Annotated in this window: 13 protein-coding genes; 3 read left to right on the forward strand and 10 right to left on the reverse strand. The window is 69.3% G+C overall.

Annotated elements, in window-relative coordinates:
• Positions 1-8 precede the first annotated feature (8 nt).
• From ACQP2O_RS42565 to ACQP2O_RS42610, 10 genes are all read right to left on the reverse strand, one after another.
• Positions 9-257 (reverse strand): acyl carrier protein, encoded by a 249-nt coding sequence (locus ACQP2O_RS42565; RefSeq protein ID WP_433174892.1) that lies wholly within the window; start codon positions 255-257, stop codon positions 9-11.
• Positions 258-266: 9 nt separating this feature from the next.
• On the reverse strand, positions 267-1,214 hold the full coding sequence (locus tag ACQP2O_RS42570; protein ID WP_433174893.1) for a chlorinating enzyme: 948 nt from the start codon (positions 1,212-1,214) through the stop codon (positions 267-269).
• Positions 1,215-1,257: 43 nt separating this feature from the next.
• Positions 1,258-2,388, reverse strand: a complete 1,131-nt coding sequence (locus ACQP2O_RS42575) for a PLP-dependent aminotransferase family protein (RefSeq protein WP_433191342.1) — start codon at positions 2,386-2,388, stop codon at positions 1,258-1,260.
• A 147-nt stretch (positions 2,389-2,535) separates the two neighbouring features.
• Positions 2,536-5,322: an ATP-binding protein gene (locus ACQP2O_RS42580; RefSeq protein WP_433174894.1), complete on the reverse strand. Its 2,787-nt coding sequence runs from the start codon at positions 5,320-5,322 to the stop codon at positions 2,536-2,538.
• A 173-nt stretch (positions 5,323-5,495) separates the two neighbouring features.
• Complete coding sequence (locus ACQP2O_RS42585; RefSeq protein WP_433174895.1) at positions 5,496-6,983, reverse strand: ATP-binding protein; 1,488 nt, start codon at positions 6,981-6,983, stop codon at positions 5,496-5,498.
• On the reverse strand, positions 6,980-7,681 hold the full coding sequence (locus ACQP2O_RS42590) for a response regulator transcription factor (protein ID WP_433174897.1): 702 nt from the start codon (positions 7,679-7,681) through the stop codon (positions 6,980-6,982). The genes ACQP2O_RS42585 and ACQP2O_RS42590 overlap by 4 nt, the downstream gene beginning before the upstream one ends.
• 131 nt (positions 7,682-7,812) lie before the next feature.
• Positions 7,813-8,730, reverse strand: coding sequence for an ABC transporter ATP-binding protein (locus tag ACQP2O_RS42595; RefSeq protein WP_433174898.1), 918 nt, complete (start codon positions 8,728-8,730; stop codon positions 7,813-7,815).
• 317 nt (positions 8,731-9,047) lie between these two features.
• Positions 9,048-10,070, reverse strand: coding sequence for a methyltransferase (locus ACQP2O_RS42600; protein WP_433174899.1), 1,023 nt, complete (start codon positions 10,068-10,070; stop codon positions 9,048-9,050).
• Between the two features lie 214 nt (positions 10,071-10,284).
• Positions 10,285-11,034, reverse strand: a complete 750-nt coding sequence (locus tag ACQP2O_RS42605; RefSeq protein ID WP_433174900.1) for a GNAT family N-acetyltransferase — start codon at positions 11,032-11,034, stop codon at positions 10,285-10,287.
• 135 nt (positions 11,035-11,169) lie between these two features.
• Positions 11,170-12,336 (reverse strand): serine hydrolase domain-containing protein, encoded by a 1,167-nt coding sequence (locus ACQP2O_RS42610; RefSeq protein ID WP_433174901.1) that lies wholly within the window; start codon positions 12,334-12,336, stop codon positions 11,170-11,172.
• A 253-nt stretch (positions 12,337-12,589) separates the two neighbouring features.
• Here ACQP2O_RS42610 and ACQP2O_RS42615 point away from each other — a divergent pair, with 253 nt between their 5' ends.
• The 3 genes from ACQP2O_RS42615 to ACQP2O_RS42625 all read left to right on the forward strand — a co-directional run bounded on the left by ACQP2O_RS42615 (position 12,590) and on the right by ACQP2O_RS42625 (position 19,772).
• The gene (locus tag ACQP2O_RS42615; protein WP_433174903.1) at positions 12,590-14,482 is read left to right on the forward strand and encodes a sialidase family protein; all 1,893 of its coding nucleotides are present in this window, start codon (positions 12,590-12,592) and stop codon (positions 14,480-14,482) included.
• Between the two features lie 282 nt (positions 14,483-14,764).
• Complete coding sequence (locus ACQP2O_RS42620) at positions 14,765-16,381, forward strand: FAD-binding oxidoreductase (protein WP_433174904.1); 1,617 nt, start codon at positions 14,765-14,767, stop codon at positions 16,379-16,381.
• Between the two features lie 292 nt (positions 16,382-16,673).
• Positions 16,674-19,772 carry a hypothetical protein gene (locus ACQP2O_RS42625; protein WP_433174905.1) on the forward strand — a complete coding sequence of 1,033 codons (3,099 nt, stop codon included), beginning with the start codon at positions 16,674-16,676 and terminating at the stop codon, positions 19,770-19,772.
• Positions 19,773-19,808 lie beyond the last annotated feature (36 nt).

A 19,808-nucleotide genomic window follows, 5' to 3' on the forward strand; every position in this document is an offset into this window, starting at 1 on the left:
CCCGTTCCCTACACGGTGTCCCGGGTGGCGCTGCGTGACAGGGTGGCGGCGATCTCCCGGACGGTGCTGCCGCTGTAGAGGTCGTCCGGCGGGAGGGCGTCCGCACCGAACTCCTCTTCGGCTCGCTCGATCAGCCGGACCGCGTCCAGCGAGTCGCCACCACCGTCGAAGAAGTCGTCATCTCCGTTCTGCAGGGACAGCCCGAGCTCCCGGCCCACCCCGATGACCCACTGCTGCAGATCCGCCTGACCGGCCATTACGCCCTCCTACCGAGCCTCGAAGCGAAAACCGTTGACCGTGGCGTCGACGAACCGGTTGTGCCCGAACTCGTCCCGCCCGGAGACCAGGACGTTCCCGAACCTGTCCAGGCTCGCGGAGCCGCCGAACTCCTCCAGTTCGGTCGAGTGCGGATAGACCCGTACGGAGGTCGGCAGGTAGCGGCCCGCGAAACCGAGCCGCATCTTGTCCGTACGGCCGCTGTGCGGGTGCGACGCGTGCATGAGCGTGGACCAGAAGATGACGAACTGCCCTTGCCGCATCACCTGGGAGACCGCCTTGGACTCGTCCGGGCTCCAGTCCGGGTCCTTCTGCAACTGCCGGTAGTCGTAGCCGAAGAAGCCGCGCCGGACGCCGTTCTTCTCCACCTGGTTGATGCTGTCGGCGTCGTAGTCCATGCTCTTCGACTCGTCGTAGTTCATCGTCCGGTGCGACCCGGGGATGAACTGCAGGCAGCCGTTGTCGACGTTGGCCTCGGTGAACGCCGCCCAGACGGTGATGGTGCCGCCGAACTCGGCGTCCTCCGGCCACACGATCTGCGGATGCTTCGAACCGGCGACGTTGGAGAAGTTGTCCGCCTGGTGCCAGTCCGTGCCCTCGTCGCCCGGGTACTTCGGGAAGAACTCGCTGCGCCAGCACAGGACGTCCGGTCCGAGGATGCTGGACACCCGGTCGGCGATCTCGGGCCGGGTGATGTGCTCGGCCAGGAAGTCGATGTCCAGGTGGCGGTCGTAACTGGACAGGTTGGTGTTGCCGGATATCGCCTTGTCCTGGGAGTAGATGGAGGTCTTCGAGTTGATGAGCTTCGGCCGGAGGGCGCGCAGGTTCGCCTCCATCTCGTCGGGCTCGTACAGGTCGAAGGGCCCGATGTAGCCGTCGCGATGGAACTGCGCGAGCTCGTCGGCGCTCAGCGAGAAGGTGGCCGTTTTCTCCGACATGTGCATCCTTTCGTTGCGGGACGAGACGAAGGACATCCGGGTCTCAGAGGAGTTCTCGCAGCCGGTTCAGGCCCGGCTCGATGCGGTCGGACCGAACGGCCCCGTATCCGAACACCAGTCCGTGCACCGAGTCGCGTGGCTCGGTGAAGTCGCCGAGGGAGTACAGCCAGACGCCGGCCCGCCGGGCGGCGCGTACGACCGGCCACATGCCGTCCGGTCCGGACGCGCTGACGTGCAGGCCCGCGACGGAGGGCAGCGGGGTGAGCAGGCCGGTGAAGTCGCGGTGCAGGAGCCGGTTCACGGTGTTCCATCGGTCCAGGTACTCCTGCCGCGCCCTCCGCACGTGCTCGGCGAATCCGCCCTCCGCCATGAAGCGCGCCAGCGTCGCCTGCTCGATGGTCGGCGCGTACAGGTCGGTGAGGTACTTCGCCTTCTCCAGCGCCCTCCGCAACCGCGGCGGCGCGACCAGGTAGCCGAGTCGCAAGGCGGGCAGCAGCACCTTCGAGAAGGAGCCGACGTGGATGACGTGCTCGGAGTCCAGGCCGTACAGGGATCCGAGCGGGTCGTCGGTGAACCGGAACTCGCTGTCGTAGTCGTCCTCGAGGATCGCCGCGCCGTGCCGTCCGGCCCAGGCGACCAGTTCGCTCCTGCGCCGTTGCGACATGGGCACGCCCAGCGGGAACTGGTGGGCGGGTGTCACGTAGACGAGACGGCAGTCGGGTGGGATCTCGTCAACGACGATGCCCTCGGCGTCCACGCGTACCCCGACCGGTCGCGCGCTCAGCGCGGTGAACAGCCGGCGCGGCGGCGGATACCCCGGCTCCTCCATCGCGACCCGGTCCCCGGGCCGGAGCAGGACCCGCGCCGCGACGTCCAGCGCCTGTTGTGACCCGGCGGTGACCAGCACCGCATCGGCCGGCACGCGGATCCCCCGCGACGGCCCGAGTCGGCGGGCGATCTCGGCCCGCAACGCCGGGTGCCCCCGCGGATCGTCGTAGGTGAGCGAGTGCGGCGGCAACGCCTGGAGCCGCTCGGTGAGCAGGTCACGCCAGGTGCCGAAGGGAAACAGTTCGACGTCCGGCACACCCGCCCGGAAGTCGTACTCGGGCTTCGCCGTCAGGCGCAGCGGAGGACTCGGTATTCGCGACCAGACATCGAGGGCGCCCAGTGACATCACGACCAACCCGCTAATGCCGTCGTCAGCGTGCTGAGACCACCGTTAGACACGGTCCGATTTTCACTTTTCGCCACTAATGATCGGATCCGCAAAAATAACGACGCCGTATCCGCAAAGATCGCCTAGTCGCGGCCGTGACCGGCGTCAGTAGGTCATGTCGGTGTCGTGTGGGTCGGCGGGCAGGCGCGTCCGCAGGCCGCGCAGTTGGCTGCGGGAGGTGAGGTTGAGTTTCTTGAAGATGTTGCGCACGTGGGCGTCGATGGTGCGCGGGCTGAGGAAGAGCCGACCGGCCGCCTCCTTGGAAGTGGCGCCCTCGGCGATCAGACGGGCGATCTTCAGTTCCTGCGCGGTCAGGCGGTCGAAGGGCGTGGCGGTGGCCTCGGGCGGGCGGTCGCCGCAGGCGGACAGTTCGCGGGCGGCACGTGCGGCGAACCCGGCGGCGCCGATGGTCGTCAGCTCCTGATGGGCGATGCGGAGTTGCACGCGGGCGTCACCGCGCCTGGATTCGCGGCGCAGCCATTCCCCGTAGACCAGGCGGGCACGGGCCAGTTGCACCGCGGCCCGGCTGCGTCCGAGCCGATCGATCGCCTCCTCGTACAGGTCCTCTGCCGATGAGCCCGCGAGGAGCAGGGCACGGGAGCGGGCCTCGATGCCCAGCGCCCACTCGGTGCCGAACGTGCGGGTGCGCTGCACGAGCCGCTCGAGTGCTCGTTCGGCGAGCGCGACGTCTCCCGTACGGGTGGCGGCCTCGATCAGTTCTGGGAGGACGAACGCGCTGAGGCCCGGCTCGTCGTGTTCATCTGCCGCGCGGGCGGTCTGGGCCGCGACCTGGTACCGGCCGGTGGCGTTGTGCAGCACCGCGGTCGCGTAGTCGACCGCCGAGAGCACCCAGCCCTGACCGCGCTCGCGTGCCAGGATCGCGATCGTCTCCGACATCGCGGCCGTCCGTTCCCGATCGCCCCGCCAGGCCGCGAGCGCCATGTCGGCCCAGGACGGGCCGTGGGTGCCATTCGCCTCCGCGAGGTCGTGAGCCACCGCGATCAGCGACGCCGCGTCACCGAACTCGCCCGTGTGGATGCGGTACAGCGCCAGGCAGCGCAGGGCGACGGGCAGCTCGATGAGCGCCCCGGATTCACGTACCGTCCGTACGTAGCGCTCGGCGAGCGTGCTCCAGGCGTGCTCGTCCCACAGGTCGGGCGCGACCCCGCAGGCGGGCCGAAGCCAGCGGCCGTCGGGGACCTGCGCGGAGTCGGCCGGGACCAGGGCGTCCATCGCCTTTCCCAGCAGCGGGGCCGCGACGGTGTAGCCGTCGATCATCTGGGCTGCCAGCGCGTCGAGGAGCAGCTGGACCGGGCGCCAAGGCGCCGCGACGAACGCGGCGCGTGCCGTACGCACGTCCTGGGCGAGCCGCCTGCTTTCGCCGAGGCGACCGGCGCCGATCGCGGCTGTAAGCGCTTGCAGGTAGGTCATCTCGGCCCAGAGCCCGTCGTGCGACTCCAGCCCCCTGGCCGCGTCGAGCAACCGATCGGCGGCCCCGCCGTGGCCACCCATCTCGAGCTGAACGCGTAGCAGTTCGGCGAGCGCGTGTCGCCGCGCGTCCAGCGGGCCGGCCTGGGCGGTGGTCACGAGCCTGATCGCGGCTTCGGTGGCGCCCGCTTGCTGCTTGAACCGGGCCGCCGCCAGGGCACGGCCCGCCCGCCGGCCCGGATCGGGGCTCAAGGCCGCGGCGCGTTCGAGGAACCCGGCGGCCGCGGCCACGCCGCCGCGCGCGTGGGCGCGGTCCGCCGACCGTTCCAGTTCCCCGGCGATGGACTCATCGGGGAGCAGGACCGACTGCGCACGGTGCCAGGCACGGCGGTCCGCGTCCCGACGTGGATCGGTCACCTGCGCGAGCGCCTGATGTACGGCGCGGCGCTCTTCCGGCGCCGCCGCACGATAGACCACGGACCGTGCCAGCGGGTGGGGGAACCGCACGTCGACACCGACGTCCAGCAGCCCCGCCTCCTCAGCCGCCGTGATCGCCTCGATGCCGATGCCCAGCAGTTCGGCGGCGCGCCAGAACAAGGCCGGCTCGCCCAAGGGCTCGGCAGCCGCGACGAGAAGCAGCCGCCGGGTGGGCTCCGGCAGGGCCGCCAGCCGCTCGCGGTAGGCGGCCTCCATCCGCTCCGGCACCCGCAACGCCTCCGGCAGGCCGAAGCCACCGGCGAGTTCCGGCATCCCGATGCCGCGCACCAGTTCGATCAATGCCAGCGGATTGCCGCGCGACTCCGCCAGGATCTGATCACGGATCCGCTCATCCAGCGGCGCGTGGATGCGCGAGGAGAGCAACGCCAGCGCGTCCTCGGTTCCAAGACCGGTCACGGTCCGCACCGGCAACCCCGCGAAACGCCCGGACGCCACCGCCCCGCGAAGCGCGAACAGCAACGCCACCGGGCTGTCGCCGACGCGGCGGGCGACGAACGCCAGCACCTGCGCCGAGGCATCATCGATCCAGTCCGTGTCATCGACCACGCACACGACCGGCCGTTCACGTGCCGCACCGGTCAGCAGGCCCAGCACCGCCAGGCCGACCCGGAATCGATCGGGCGCCGCCCCCTCGCGGACCGCGAACGCCACCTCCAGCGCCGCGCGCTGCGGGCCCGGCAGGCTGTCCAACCCGTCCAGCAGCGGAACGCACAACTCATGCAACGCCGTGAACGGAAGCTCGGTCTCGAACTCCTGGCCCGCCGCATCCAGGCGACGCGCCTGCGGTATCACCTCAAGCGCCTGCTCCAACAGCGCGGTCTTCCCGATACCGGCCTCACCGCAGACGACCATCGCTCCGCCCCGCCCGGCACCCACCTCCCGCAGAAGATCCTCGACAGCCGACAGCTCCACCTCCCGCGACCGGAAACGCTGCCACTGAGACCGGCCCCGAGCGCTTGCCGTCATGGGAGAGGTCCTGACCGCGGACGGGCAGGCATCAAGCTCGGATTGTGAAGCTTGTCGGCCTTGAGCGCGGGAATAACGGTTATCACCTATTACCGTGAATTGGGGGCAACTGTTTCAGCACACCACGACCGCGGCGAGACATCATCAGCCGAATAGGTTGTGGTTCAGGGCTCTCAGGGGTGCGCGCGGGGCAGCCGGATGCGGAACGTCGCCCCCGCACCGAGCGCGGTATCGACCTCCACACGACCGCCATGCGCCGTCACCAGGGAGTCGACGATGGCCAGGCCCAGGCCCGCCCCGCCTCCCTCGGCCCGGGTGCGGGCGCCGTCGGCGCGGTAGAAGCGCTCGAAGACCTGATCGGCCTGGGCTCTGGTCATCCCGGGCCCCTCATCGTGGAGTTCGAGGACGGCGTGCCCGTTCACGGTGCCGACGCCGATGCGGACCGGGGTGCCCGGCGGGGTGTGGGCGACGGCGTTGCCGACGAGGTTGGTGGTGACCTGCCGGAGTCTGGCCTCGTCACCGAGGACGGGGGCGTCGCCGGGCGGTCCGCCGCCGGGTCCGGTGAGGGTGACGGGGCGATGCGGGTCGAGGGCCCGCAGGTCGTGGAGGGCGTCGGCGGCCAGCGTGCGCAGATCCATGGGGGTGAGATACAGGGGAAGGTCCGTGGTGGCGCCGTGCTCGTCGAGGCGGGCGAGGAGCAGCAGGTCCTCCACCAGATCGACCAGCCGGGCGGCCTCGCGTTCGATCCTGCCCATCGACGCGTCGACGTCTTCCCGTTCGGGCATGCCGCCCATCCGGTAGAGCTCGGTGAACCCCTTGATGCCGAAGAGGGGTGTACGCAACTCGTGGCTGGCGTCGGCGATGAAGCGACGCATGCGCTGCTCGGCGTCCGCGCGGGCGGCGGCGCCCGCCTCGATCTGCGCGAGCATGCCGTTGAGGGCCGCGGCCAGGCGGCCGAGTTCGGTGCCGGGGGCGGCCAGGCCCGGGACCCGGCGGGTGAGATCGCCGTCCGCGATGGCGGCCGCGACGGTCTCGACCCGGCGCAGCGGCCGCAGCCCCGCCCGTACCGCGAACCACCCGGCGAGCGCGAGCAGGGCCAGCACGGCGGAGTCGATCAGCACCACCCGGCCGGTGAGCCGTCTCATGATGGCGTCGACTTCGCCGAGCGAGCCGGCGACCACCACGCTGCCGCCGCGCTCACCTCCGGACCCGATACGCGGCAGGGCGAGGGCCCGCCAGGAGCCATCGCCGCCCGCCGCCGCCACCCGGAAGGGCCGGCCGCGCCGACCGGCAACGCCCGCCGTGTCCAGCCGGGGCAACTCGGGCGAACCTTCCGCCGCGGGGCGGAGCACGCGTTCGACCCGTCCGTCGGGGGCCAGGTAGGCGAGGTAGATGTCCCCGGTGAGCTGCTGCTCGACGGTGCCGCGTACGCGCGGGGCGTCCTCGCCGGCCAGCCCGGACAGGTCGGGAAAGCGCGCGGTCACCGTGGCGGCCGTTCGGATCCGCTCGTCGAGCTGCCGTACGAGGTCGTCCTGGAGCAGCCTGAGGACGAGCACGTTGCTGCCCAGCAGTGCGACGACGAGCAGCAGCACGGCGATCGCCAGCAGCCGTCCGCGGAGCGAGAGCCGCCGGAGCCGGTACCCGATGCCCGCGCCCCTCACGGCCGTGGCCTGCGCAGTACGTAGCCGGTACCCCGCACCGTATGGATCAGCTTCGGCTCGTCCGGGTCCACCTTGCGGCGCAGATAGCTGACGTACGAGGCGACGATGCTGTCGTCGCCCCCGAAGTCGTACTGCCAGACCAGCTCCAGCAACTGCGCCTTGGACAGCACCTGACCCGCGTTCTCCATCAGCACCCGCAGCAGGCTGAACTCGGTCGGGGAGAGCTGGACGGGCTGCCCGCCCCGCGTCACCTGGTGGCTCTCGGGATCGAGTTCGAGGTCACCGACGACGAGCCGGCCGTCCGGGTGCCTGCCGCCGGCCCGACGCAGAATCGCCTTGATGCGCAGGACCAGTTCCTCCAGGTTGAAGGGCTTGGTGACGTAGTCGTCACCGCCCGCCGCGAGCCCGCTGATCTTGTCCTCGGCCGCGTCGCGCGCGGTGAGGAAGAGCACCGGGGGATGCCCGGTCGCGGACAGCGGTCCCTGCTCACGCAGGCGCCGTACGACCTCGAAACCGTCGAAGTCGGGCAGCATGACATCGAGAACGATCAGACCGGGCCGCTGCCGCCGTACCTCGGCCAGCGCCTGCGCCCCCGACTCCACCGGTGTCACGGTGAAGCCGGCCAGCCGCAGGCTGGCGGAGAGGAGCTCGCGCAACGTCGGATCGTCCTCCACCACCAACAGGTGTTCCGCCGCCATCGCCCGTTCCCGTCTCGTCGCCCGGTGTTCTTCTTACGCGTCGCGCCGGCGAAGGACGACGAACGCGCGGCCACCGGCACGATGAACCCGGCTCACGGGCACCGTCTTCGCCGTTGCCGCCTTCTTCGTCCTCATCGGACCGGTTCCTTCTCCGCGTGGTAGTCGACGCTGTCCTGCGTCAGCGCCATGAACGCCTGCTCGAGGGATGCCTGTCGCGGCGTGAGCTCGTGCAACTCGATCCCGTCGACCGCGGCGAGCGCACCTATCCGGGCCGCGTCCAGTCCGGTCACCGCCAGCGCGCTCCCGTCCTCCGGGCGTACGGCTGCGCCCGCCGTGGTCAGCCGGCGGCCGAGCCGCTCCACCTCCGGGCTGCGCACCAGCACCTCGTGGCCGCCGTGCGCGTCGATGAACGCCTGCATGCCGCTGTCGGCGATCAGCCTGCCGCGCCCGATGACGATGAGGTGGTCGGCGGTGAGCGCCATCTCGCTCATCAGATGGCTGGACATCAACACGGCGCGCCCCTCGGCGGCCATCCGCCGCATCAGGCCGCGGATCCAGACGATGCCTTCGGGGTCGAGCCCGTTGAGCGGTTCGTCGAAGACGAGAGTCGGGGGATCGCCGAGCAGGGCTGCGGCGATTCCGAGCCGCTGCCGCATGCCGAGGGAGTACGTCCCGGCCGGCCGCCGCGCCACCCGTTCCAGGCCCACCTCCTCGAGCACCGTCTCCACCCGCCCGCGCGGCAGCCCGTTCCCGGCCGCCAGCGCCAGCAGATGGTGATAGGCGGTCCGGCTCGGCAGCACCGCGCCCGCGTCCAGCAGCGCGCCCACCGCCCGCAACGGGGCGGGTTGCGCGGCATAGGGGTGCCCGCCGACCGTGGCCGTCCCGGCCGTGGCGGCGTCGAGCCCGAGGATGATCCGCAGGGTCGTCGACTTCCCGGCGCCGTTGGGGCCGAGAAAGCCGGTCACCTCGCCCGGGCGGACGGCGAAGGTCAGGTCGTCGACGGCGAGGACCTCGCCGTAGCGCTTGGTGAGCCCACGCACTTCGATCATCACGTCTCCCAGAAGACTAGTGGTCGAACGGCGCACCGATCGTGGTGCGCGCAGCCCTCAGGGTGAACCGTCGATCTGGGAGCGGGATGGGTGTCTGTGAGTTGTATGTGAAGGCGGAGCGCCGCGCCCTCACGAACGCCCTGGCCGGGGGCCGACGCCCGCGGCCGGGGACAGCGGATTCCCAGGAACTCACATGGATTTCATGCGGTCGGGCGCTCCGGCCCGCGCGCCGCCGTCGACGCGTAGGACCGTGCCGGTCACGTAGGAGAAGCGGTCGCTGAGGAGCCGGGCCGAAGCCGTGCGTGCGGAGCGGCGTGTCAGCGCAGCGTCGCCTCGACGAAGGCGAACGGCGTCGGGCTCGGCACGATGCGGTCCAGGGTGAATCCGGCCGAGTCCAGAAGTGCCCGGTACTCCTCGGCGGTGCGCTCGCGCCCGCTCCCCATCGCCAGCATCGTGAGGTCGACCACCTTCCCCGGGTGCGGTTCGTCGCCGGGCGGGATCACGGACTCGACCAGGACGACCCTGGCGCCGGGCTCGGCCGCCTCCGCGACGTTGCGCAGGATGCGCCGGCAGGACTCGTCGTCCCAGTCGTGGAGGATGTAGGACAGGATGTAAACGTCCGCGGCCGGCACCGACTCGAAGAAGTCACCGCCGACAGTCTGGACGCGGTCGGCCAAGCCGTTGTCCGCCAAGGTCTTCTGCGCCGCCACCACGACCTCCGGACGGTCGAAGACGATCCCTTGCCGGTCCGCGTCACCGGCCAGCAGCTTCGTGAGCATCGAGCCGTCCGCGCCGCCGAGGTCGGCCACCACGGCCCCTTCCGGCAGCCGGTACCCCTCGAACATTCCGGCCCGCAGGCTGCTGGTGACGTTGGCGAAGGTACGGTTCTGCACCTCGAGCTTCTCGGCGTCGGTGGAGATCCAGTCGAAGAACGGCTGTCCGTAGTATCGCGTCGCCGCCGTCTCCCCGGTCGACGCCGTGTGCAGGAGGTCTCCGAACGGCGCGTAGTGGGTCTCCATCCAGTAGAGCGCGGCGTACCGTATCGAGCCGGGGCGGTCGTCGGCCAGGGTCGCGCCAAGCTCCGTGATCTCGACCTGGTCGCCGTTGGTGCGGAAGACGCCGAGCGTGGCGAGGAAACGAATGATCCGCCCGAGCGCATCGGCGTCGGCGTTCGTCTCGGCGGCGAGTTGATCGATCGTCTGCGGGCCGTTGCCCAGAATGGTGGCGAGGTCGAGCTTGGCCGCCACGTACAGAGCCTGCGAGACCTGGAATCCCGCCAGCAATTGCATCATCTGGACCGGCGCGGGAATCTGCGGCGGCGCGCCGTCAGCGGTGTTCATGAGATGGCCTCCGATTATTGGCGGGGTAAGGACGAAGCCGCCCCAGGACAGCACGGTCGAGGTGGACCATCATCAGCCGAAATCGTTGTGATCCAGCGCGTGCGGCGGGGCCACCAGCGCTGCACGGCCTCGGCGGTCGTCCAAGGGCTCACGTTGAAGCAGAGCTTCGCCCGGGGTGCCAACGGCGTCCACCCGCGCGCACAAAGGCCCGCTGTCACAATTCTTTGTGGTTGATGATGAAATCGCAGGGAGTCGCCAGCTGCGGCGCCAAATCGGGATAGTGCTCTTCGAACGCCCCCCTCTGGACGACCTTGTAGCCCGTCCGGCTGTTCCAGTCGGCCATGAACGTCTTGGAAGACTGTTCCCAGTCGCGGGGGACGAGGAGCTCGATCTGCAACGTGGTGATTCCCTGGCTGCGCAGCAGCTGGGCGACGAACCACCGCAGTTCCCGGGCGATGCCCAGGTTGCGGTACTCCGGATCGACGGCGAGCATGCCCGTCTCCCCGGTCCGGGAGTCGAGGTGCCGTACGCGGATGGCACCGACCACGGCACCGTCGACTCGTGCGACGACCATCTGCCCCGCCCGGGTGAGTTCGGTGATCTCCTCGGCGCTGGTGCGCGTCGCGCCGGGCCGCCACTGCCCCTTCTCGGCGCCGGCGTACACCCGATTGATCAGGTCAGCGAGGTGCCGCATGGTGTCGGTGTCCTCGTTCGCTTCTTCAGGGAGCACCTGGATATCGAGAGACGGCGAGGAGGCCGCCGACCGTCCCTTCTCCTTGACGGGCGACGCGGACCGCTCGTCGACCTCGAGGCCTGGCTCGCGGCGGGTCGGACAGTCGTTCGCGCACTGCCAGTTCGCCTCGAACCAATTCCACCAGCAGCCTTTTGTGTGCTGCCGGGCCTCCAGCCGCGGATCCGTGGGCAGGATCGTGCCGCCGCGCGGCGGCATGCGATGTCCGGCCATGACGACTCATCCCCCGGTGACGTCAAAGTGGTGTGGAACCGATCTAGGACAGCACGACCGCAGCCGACGATCATCAGCCGAAAAGGTTGTGATCCGGTTTCCGGAGGATCACGGGGGCGTCGGCGTCGGGAGGGCTCACCCGCAGAGGGCGCCGTCGACCGCAGCCAGCAGGTGCTTGACCTGACCGTCGGTCTCCGGCAGCTGGGTGACGGCGATCGTCGCGGCGCGGCCGTCGTCGGTGGCGGCGTTGCTGGTGTGGTAGCCGTCGATGTCACCGCCGTGGCCCCAGGCCAGGCCGCCGCAACTCAGCGGGGTGCTGAGCAGGCCGAGGCCGTACCGGGCGCCAGGCCACAGGCCGGGAGCCTCGACGGTCTTGCGCATCTCCGTCAGCTGCGCGGGCTTCAGCAGCCGGCCGCCCAGCAGCGCGGTGAAGAATCGGTCGAGGTCGCTCGGGGTGGCGACCATCTGGCCGGCGGCCCAGCCCCAGGACGGGTCCATCTCGGTGACGTCGGTGAGCGGCTGGTCCGGCTTGTCCCGCGTGTAGCCGTGGGGGTGCCGATCGTGGATGGTCTGGTCGCCGACGTTCGGGAAGTAGGTGTGGCGCAGCCCGGCACGGTCGATCACCCGCTGGGTGATCTCCTCGACCAGCGGCCGATGCGTGATCTTCTCGATCAGCAACCCGAGGACGATGTAGTTCGTGTTGCTGTACTCCCATTTCGCGCCCGGCTTGAAATCGGCCTTCTGCGCCAGGGCCATGTCGAGCAGCTCGCGCGGCTCGGAGTAGGTGTGCTGGAAGGGCAGGAACCCATTGGCCAGGAAGTTCGTGTAGTTCGGCAGCCCGCTGGTGTGCTGCAGGAGTTGCCGTACGGTGATGTGCCGGCCGTCGATGCCGTCGCCGCGGATGAGCTTCGGCAGGTACGTCTCGATCGGCCGGTCGAGACCGACCTTGCCCTCGCCGACGAGTTGCAGCACGACCACGGACGTGAAGGTCTTGGTATTGCTGCCGATGCGCACCTGCCCGTCCACCGGCACCTTGCTCCGGGTCTTCAGGTCACCGACCCCGGCCGTGTAGTCACGGATGCGCCCGCTCCGGTCGCGTACGGCCGCCAGAGCGGCGGGGAACCGATCGTCGCGGACCAGTCCGTCCAGTCGCTGCTGTGTCTGGTCGGCGGACGGACGGACCTGCGACGCGAGCGCGTCGGCGACGGAGTCAGGGCCGGACACCACCACGCTGCCCGATACGGCGAGACCGCCCATGGCTGCGACGGCGGCGATACGGCGCCGGAAACGATGATCTCTCATGCCGGCAACGCTAGATACGGGACAGATCACGATCGATAGTGCAGCCAGGCCGGTTCGCGGTACAGCAGGCTCTACCGAACGTCCACCGTCATCCCTTCAGGCGTCTGTGCTCGTACCTAATCACGCATTACTTCGTTGACCGCTGCTGGCCATTTGGGAACTTTGGGATTGTCCGTCCCTACTTGCAGATCTACGTTCCGCCCGGGCGCGGGTCTCGCGCCACTCAGGCGACGGAGCCTGATCGGAGGTAGGGATGCGGAAACGTGGTGCCCTGAGCCTGGTCGCCGTCGGCGGCCTGCTCATCGGCGGGCTGACCTTGCTCACGCCGGGCGCGAATGCCGAGCCGTTCGGCTACGCCAAGCTCAGTGCGGTGCAGAAACGACATGTCTCGGGAGCGCTGGCCGAGGCGCTCGGCCCCCAGCGGCTGAGTAGGAACGCGGTCACCGCCCCGAAGGCGACGGCCGAGTCCGGCTGTTACGGGAACCGTGGCGGCAACGTCAAGGTGAACCAGAACTGTTCGAACGTCTCCGACCCCGACCTGGCCGGGCGAGGGCAGGCGCAGAACGAGACCTGGGTCGCGGTCAATCCGAACAACCCCAAGCAGGTCATCTCGACCTACAACGACTATCGGCGCGGCGACGGCACCTGCGGCGTCACCTACTCCCGCGACGGCGGGCGGACCTGGGCGGACACCACCGCGCCGAACGGGTTCGTCCGTGGCACGTCCTTCGCCGGCAAACCACGCGAGTACTTCCAGTCCGGCGGGGACACCTCGGTGGCCTGGGACACGCGCGGGAACGCCTACCTGTCGTGCCAGGAGTTCAAGCGCGGCAACGCCGTCTCACCGGACGCGGACCAGTCCAGCGGCTTCTACGTCTACCGCTCGACCGGATCCGGCGGGGCGTCGTTCAACTTCGCCGGCCGCCCGGTGGCCGAGCACGATGACACCGCCGGCGCGGGGAACTTCCTGCTCGACAAGCAGCTCATCACCGTCGACAACCACGTCCGCAGCCCGTACCGGGATCGCGTCTACGTCACCTGGACGACCTATCCCGAGGACGGCACCGCCTACATCTACGAGGCCTACTCCAGCGACTACGGCGAGCACTTCAGCGCGCCCGTCCTGGTCAGTTCCGACTCGGCGCTGTGCCCGCAGGGCTATGGCATTCCCACACCGCACGGGCGCTGCAATGACAACCAGTTCTCCCAGCCGGTGACCGCCGCGGACGGTTCTCTGTACGTCGCTTGGGCGAACTACAACACCGCGAACCCTGGCAAGGACAATCGCTTCCAGGTCCTGCTCGCGCGCTCGGTCGATGGAGGCAAGACCTTCTCCGCCCCCGTCAAGACCACCGACTACTACGAGCTGCCCGACTGCGACACCTACCAGGGCGACGGCAAGGACCCCGGCCGTGACTGCGTACCGGAAAAGGGAGCCGGGACCAACTCGGTGTTCCGCGCCACCAACTATCCCAACGTCACGGTCGACCCGGCCGACCCCAAGCGCGTGGTCGTCACCACCGGCTCGTACATCAACCGCGATTCCAACGAGGCCGGCGGCTGCACACCCGCCGGACTCACCCCTGCCGCGGAGGGTCTGGGCAGCCTGTACGACGGCGTCAAGACCGGCGGATGCAACAACGGCATCGTGATCTCCAGCTCCACCAACGGTGGCGCCTCGTTCACCGGCACCGCCACCGACGTGCGGAAGATGCCCGTCATCGGCGACAACACGGCACAAGGCCGTAGCGACCAGTACTGGCAGGGCACGGTCTTCAGCCCCCGCGGCACGCTCGTGACCGCCTACTACGACCGGCAGTACGGCTCGGACGAGTCCACCGGCTTCTCCGACATCACCGTGACCACGTCCACGGATCTGACCCACTTCGCCAGCAAGCGGGTGACCTCCTCCAGCATGCCGCCGCCGAGCGAGTTCAACGGCCAGTTCTACGGCGACTACATCATGGTCGACGCCACCGCCACGACCGCCTACCCGGTCTGGTCCGACACCCGCAACGCCGCCCTGTTCCTGTGCCCCGGCACCGGCACCACCGGCACCCCGCCACGGTTGTGCAACGCCTCGGCGGCCAACGCCTCCATCGCCAACGACGAGGACATCTACGCCGCCGCGGTCCCGATCCACTGACCACGCAGCCGGGCGGGGCCACGCGCCCCGCCCGGCTCTGTGGTCGCCGGACGCCGGTCCTGAGCGGGACCCCTTACCAAATCGCCGCGGTGGAGAGAAGCGGTCCAGCCGCCGGATCCGTTGGGGAGTGGCTCCACCCGCATGAAGGTGATAGCGCCCTGTCCGGCCGGACGGCGGGTCCTTAGCTTCAAAGATCCGTACACAGATCGCGGTCGGGCGACGCAGCGGGTTCAGGGCGAGGCAGTGGCTCGATCGCACGTGATCGTCTCAAGGAGGACGACCATGGTCGAGTCCACCCGGCGCACCCTTCTGCGGGCAGGCGCGGCGGCTGCCGTGTCGGGTCCGGCGGCCGCGCTCGCGGCTTCCTGGCATGCGACGGCACAGGCCGCTCCGCAACTCGGAGGCGTCCCCGCGTTCGGTTCGGTCACCGTGGGCCCGGACGACCCGCGTTACCGCTCGCTGGCACTCAGGGGCTACAACCACCGCTTTCACGGCGAACCCGAGCAGATCCGAGTGGTCGGCTCGACAGAGGACGTCGTACGCGCGGTCGACGAAGCGGTGCGTACGGGGCGGCGGATCGCCGTGCGCAGCGGCGGCCACTGCTTCGAGGACTTCGTGGACGGCCCGGACGTGCGCGTGCTCATCGACATGGTCGCGATGACGCGGGTCGACTACGACCGGCGCCGCAACGCCTTCATGGTCGAGGCGGGAGCGACGCTGGGGGAGGTGTACCGGGAGCTGTTCCTCGGCTGGGGCGTGACCATCCCCGGCGGCACCTGTCCCAGCGTCGGGGCGGGCGGGCACGTCTGCGGCGGCGGATACGGCGCGCTGTGCCGTATGTACGGCCTGACCGTCGACCACCTGTTCGCGGTCGAGGTGGTCGTGGTGGACCGGTCGGGCAAGGCCAGAAGCGTGGTCGCCACCCGGGAACCGTCAGATCCCAACCGGGACCTGTGGTGGGCGCACACCGGAGGCGGGGGCGGCAACTTCGGGATCGTCACCCGCTACTGGTTCCGCTCCCCCGACGCCCAGGGCACCGACCCCGGCCGGCTTCTGCCCCGGCCGCCTTCCACCGTCCTGAGCTACTCCCTGGACTGGCCATGGGCGGAACTCGACCGGGACTCGTTCGTCAGGCTGATGCGCAACTACGGGGAATGGGGCGAGCGCAACTCGGCACCCGGTTCCCCCGCGGCCGCCCTCTACGGCGAGTTCGCCCTCGCCGGCAAGTCCAGCGAGACCATCGGCATCTCCGGTCAAGTAGCCGCCGACAGCGGCGCGGAGCGGCTACTCGGCGACCTGGTGCGCACGCTCGGCCGCGGCGTCGGCGCACGGCCGGTGCGGCAGTCGTCCACCCTGCCCTGGCTCGCCTCGGCCACGCAGGCGATCAACGACCCCACGCCCTTCGACCGCCGCCTCAAGCTGAAGTCGGGGTATCGGCGCCGCCGCCTCACCGACCAGCAGATCGCCACCGCCTACCGGTACCTCACCGGGGCCGACCACAACGATCCGAACGGTCACCTGTTCATCAACACCTACGGCGGGCGCGTCAACGCCGTCTCCCCCGGCACGACCGCGATGCCGCACCGCGACTCGATCTTCCTGGTCGGTTTCCTCGCCGGCTGGCAGAACGCGGCGGAGGACTCCCGGCACCTGACCTGGATCCGAGAGCTCTACCGCGACTTCTACGCCGCCGGCGGCGGCGTTCCGGCCGGCGAGGACGACGACGGCGCGTTCATCAACTACGCGGACGCGGACCTGGCCGATCCTCGGTACAACACGTCGGCCGCTCCATGGCACTCCCTCTACTACAAGGACGATTACGTACGGCTCCAGCAGGTCAAGCGCCGCTGGGATCCACGCGATGTGTTCCACCACGCGCTATCGATCCGCCCCAGCTGAACCCCTCGCGGGAAGATCTTCGAGGGCTCGGCCGGGATGAACTCATGCCCAGTCTTTGGGAACGGTTGTCGGGGCCGCGCGCACGTGTTATTCCTTGATCGACGTGTTGGTGAGTATTCCTGACACGTCGTTCATGGTCCGTCGCTGACGTTGCCGCGACGGCGCTGGAGCGGTTGCCGCTGTCCATGCGCGGCGAGCTGCTGATGTTCGGGTGTTCGCTGTTCAGCGCGCCCGTCTGCACTCCGTTCGGCCCCGGTAGGGGCACCCAGCGTCGGTACAAGGAGTTCCTGGCATGTGGCGTCGATTGATTCGCGCCTGGCGGTGGATTCTGCTCGCCGTGTTCACGGTGGCGGCCGCGGGCGCACTGTCGATGACGTTGGCCGGGACGGCTTCCGCGGCGAGCGGCTCTTCGCAGCCGCCGCCTACGCCGTCCCCGTCTTCGTCCCAATCCTCAACATCCCCTCCACAACACCGCAAACCACGGATGTCGCGACCGCCGACACCGCACGAGGCCGCACGGCTGCGCCGACTGCGGGAGGAGGCCGCCCGGGCGAAGGCTCGCGCCGAACGCTTGAGGCGGTTCTCGGAAGGTCTGGCCAAAGTACGGGGTCACGTCGGCACGTGGCACGACGAGCACGCCGACCTGCGGCGGCGTCACGACGCTCTCCAGCAGTTGATGGCGGAGGGCAAGAACGCCAAGGCGCGCAAGCATTTCACCGAGCTGCGCCGCGACGTCGACACCGCGCTGCTGCGCCGTGAACTGATCGCGCAGACCCGCGGACAGCGACTGCCCGCCGATCTGCGGCAGGCGATCGAAGAGGAACTGCTGCGCGGTAAGAACAAGCTGCCGCGTTCCACCGCGAACGCGGCAGGTCACGCCGTCACGATCGGCGATCTGGTCGGCGACGTCCTCGATGGCGTCTCCGCGTCGGAACGGGATCGGTCGGCCGTCAAGGCGTTCATGGCCGATCCGACGAATGATCCGATCACCCGGGACATCGCCCGGTTGAGCGGACTGCGGCCGGATCAGGTGCTCGGCAAGGACGCGTCCCTGCGCAAGACCTCGGATGCGATCGACAAGCGGCACAACACCGCCAAGACCGCCGCCGCCGCGAAGGCGGCCGAGGCGTGGGACCTCTACTACCAGCTCTATCCGGAGCAGGCGCCCTACGCCCAGGGAAACCCGAAGAACTGGGACGGGGCGATCAGCGTCACCGAGCCGGAGACGGTCGGCCCGCCTCCGGCGTTCAACAAGACCGACCGGACCTCGTCCCAGGCCCGTGACGACGTCGGCCACACCAGCCCTGTGTCCCAGGCGAACGCCGCCCTCGGCGGATACCACCGCTCGACGGAGGTCGGGCCACGGATCCGCTCTCAGGTGACGATGATCAACGGGGACGTTTATGAGGTCGAGGGCCACATCACCACGTCGACGTCAAGTGCCAAACTTCCCGGCACCGCGGACATCTCCTCCGACTCCGTGCTACAGCCGATCATTGATGTGCTGAAGAAGGTCTCGCCGGTGACGCCGTTCTACACGCGTTCCACCAGCGCGGACAGCATCAGCGTCGTCACGCCTACCTTCAATGGAACGGCGAAGAAGGTGAGCAGCCCGAACGACACCCTGTTCCGCGACGAGATTCCCATCATCGCCGAGCCCGATGGCGAGACCACGGTGACCGTCGGTTCGGGGAGCACGACCAAGAAATTCGGCGTGCAGCTCGCAGTCCCCGGATTCTCGGGAGTGACTCTGCAGCACGCGACGACGACTGATCACGACGGCGGCGAGCCCACAAAGACCATCAGCGCCATCGGCAATATCGGCCTCGGTCCCTTCCTGAAGGGGGGAGGGACGCTGGAGCATAAAACCACGAAGGACGAGGAGGGCAATCCGAAGAAGACCATCGCCGTCACGGGCAACGGCAGCGTCTCCACTCCCCTCATCATCAAACCCTTGTCCGTGCAGGCCTCCCGGCAGACGACCGGCGAACACACCACCGAAGAGTGGCTGCAGATCGTAAAGGAGAAACTCTCCAAGCTCTTCCCCGGTCTCCGCCTTTCCGCTCCGGCCGAGTCCCCCGTACTGCCGACCCCCGACAGCACGCCACAGGACCAGCAGGACAACGGCGGCAAGCCCGCCGGCGACGAGCACCAGACCGGCAGCGCGTACGAGGTTCCCGACATCCCCCTGCCGTGCAACGACGCCATGACGACCCGGGACCGGCAAAACTGCGAACCGATCCACGAACCCCGCCCCACCTGCAACGACGCCATGACAACCCAGGACCGGCAAAACTGCGAACCGGCCCACGAACCCCGCCCCACCTGCAACGACGCCATGACAACCCAGGACCGGCAAAACTGCGAACCGATCCACGAACCCCGCCCCACCTGCAACGACGCCATGACAACCCAGGACCGGCAAAACTGCGAACCGATCCACGAACCCCGCCCCACCTGCAACGACGCCATGACAACGCAAGACCGGGAAAACTGCGAACCGCTGCCGGACTGGGCGGCCTGCATGATGAGCGGGAAGATCAAGAACGAATGCCCGATGCCGCGGATTCCGGCACCGACGGGTGACGACGGCGGATGTCCCGCGCCGAACGTCGGGGTTCCCGAGCCTGGCCCCGACACCACGCCGGACGAGTGCAAGGACAGCGAGCCCACCAAGATCAATCCACCGGTCGTGAGCCAACCGGACATCCCGGTCGTCAAGCAACCCGACGTACCGGTGGTCAACCAGCCAGAGGTTCCGGTGGTAGAGCGACCCGACGTACCGGTGGTCAACCAGCCAGAGGCGCCGGTGGTCAAGCAACCCGACGTACCGGTGGTCAACCAGCCAGAGGCGCCGGTGGTCAAGCAACCCGACGTACCGGTGGTCAATCAGCCCAACGTCAGCCAGCCCGACATCCCGGTCATCAAGCAGCCCGAGGTGCCGGTCGTCAACCAGCCGGACACCTCAGTGATCAAGCAACCGGACACCCCGACGACTCAGCCGACCCCACAGCTTCCGCAAATCTCGCTTCCCCAGATCTCGCTACCGCAGATCACCGCTCCACAGATCTCACTTCCCCAGGTCTCTCTTCCCCAGGTCTCTCTTCCCCAGGTCTCTCTTCCCCAGGTCTCTCTTCCCCAGGTCTCTCTTCCCCAGGTCTCGTTGCCCCAGATCACCCCGCCCGCTCCCCCGGCTGCCGCGCCTGCCCCCCAGCCCACGCCGCAGCCGAACCTGATCACACCGATCAACCCGATTACTCAGCCCGCCCCCGCCCCGAAGCCGAACCCGATCATCCAACCGAACCCGATCACCCCGCCAAACCCCATCACCCCGCCGAATCCGATCAGCAATCCGGCCACTTCACCGACCAATCTCAACCTGATTCCCTGACCCCGGCCGCCAGGTGATCGGGTCTGAGGGCCGCGC

It is taken from the genome of Actinoallomurus sp. CA-150999, from assembly GCF_050942425.1.
GTDB lineage: Bacteria > Actinomycetota > Actinomycetes > Streptosporangiales > Streptosporangiaceae > Actinoallomurus.

Coding starts and splice junctions, on each gene's coding strand:
- ACQP2O_RS42570 (WP_433174893.1), bottom strand. CDS start 1,214: ATGTCGGAGAAAACGGCCACCTTCTCGCTGAGCGCCGACGAGCTCGCG.
- ACQP2O_RS42595 (WP_433174898.1), bottom strand. CDS start 8,730: ATGATCGAAGTGCGTGGGCTCACCAAGCGCTACGGCGAGGTCCTCGCC.
- ACQP2O_RS42615 (WP_433174903.1), top strand. CDS start 12,590: ATGCGGAAACGTGGTGCCCTGAGCCTGGTCGCCGTCGGCGGCCTGCTC.
- ACQP2O_RS42580 (WP_433174894.1), bottom strand. CDS start 5,322: ATGACGGCAAGCGCTCGGGGCCGGTCTCAGTGGCAGCGTTTCCGGTCG.
- ACQP2O_RS42575 (WP_433191342.1), bottom strand. CDS start 2,388: ATGTCACTGGGCGCCCTCGATGTCTGGTCGCGAATACCGAGTCCTCCG.
- ACQP2O_RS42590 (WP_433174897.1), bottom strand. CDS start 7,681: ATGGCGGCGGAACACCTGTTGGTGGTGGAGGACGATCCGACGTTGCGC.
- ACQP2O_RS42565 (WP_433174892.1), bottom strand. CDS start 257: ATGGCCGGTCAGGCGGATCTGCAGCAGTGGGTCATCGGGGTGGGCCGG.
- ACQP2O_RS42625 (WP_433174905.1), top strand. CDS start 16,674: ATGTGGCGTCGATTGATTCGCGCCTGGCGGTGGATTCTGCTCGCCGTG.
- ACQP2O_RS42610 (WP_433174901.1), bottom strand. CDS start 12,336: ATGAGAGATCATCGTTTCCGGCGCCGTATCGCCGCCGTCGCAGCCATG.
- ACQP2O_RS42600 (WP_433174899.1), bottom strand. CDS start 10,070: ATGAACACCGCTGACGGCGCGCCGCCGCAGATTCCCGCGCCGGTCCAG.
- ACQP2O_RS42620 (WP_433174904.1), top strand. CDS start 14,765: ATGGTCGAGTCCACCCGGCGCACCCTTCTGCGGGCAGGCGCGGCGGCT.
- ACQP2O_RS42605 (WP_433174900.1), bottom strand. CDS start 11,034: ATGGCCGGACATCGCATGCCGCCGCGCGGCGGCACGATCCTGCCCACG.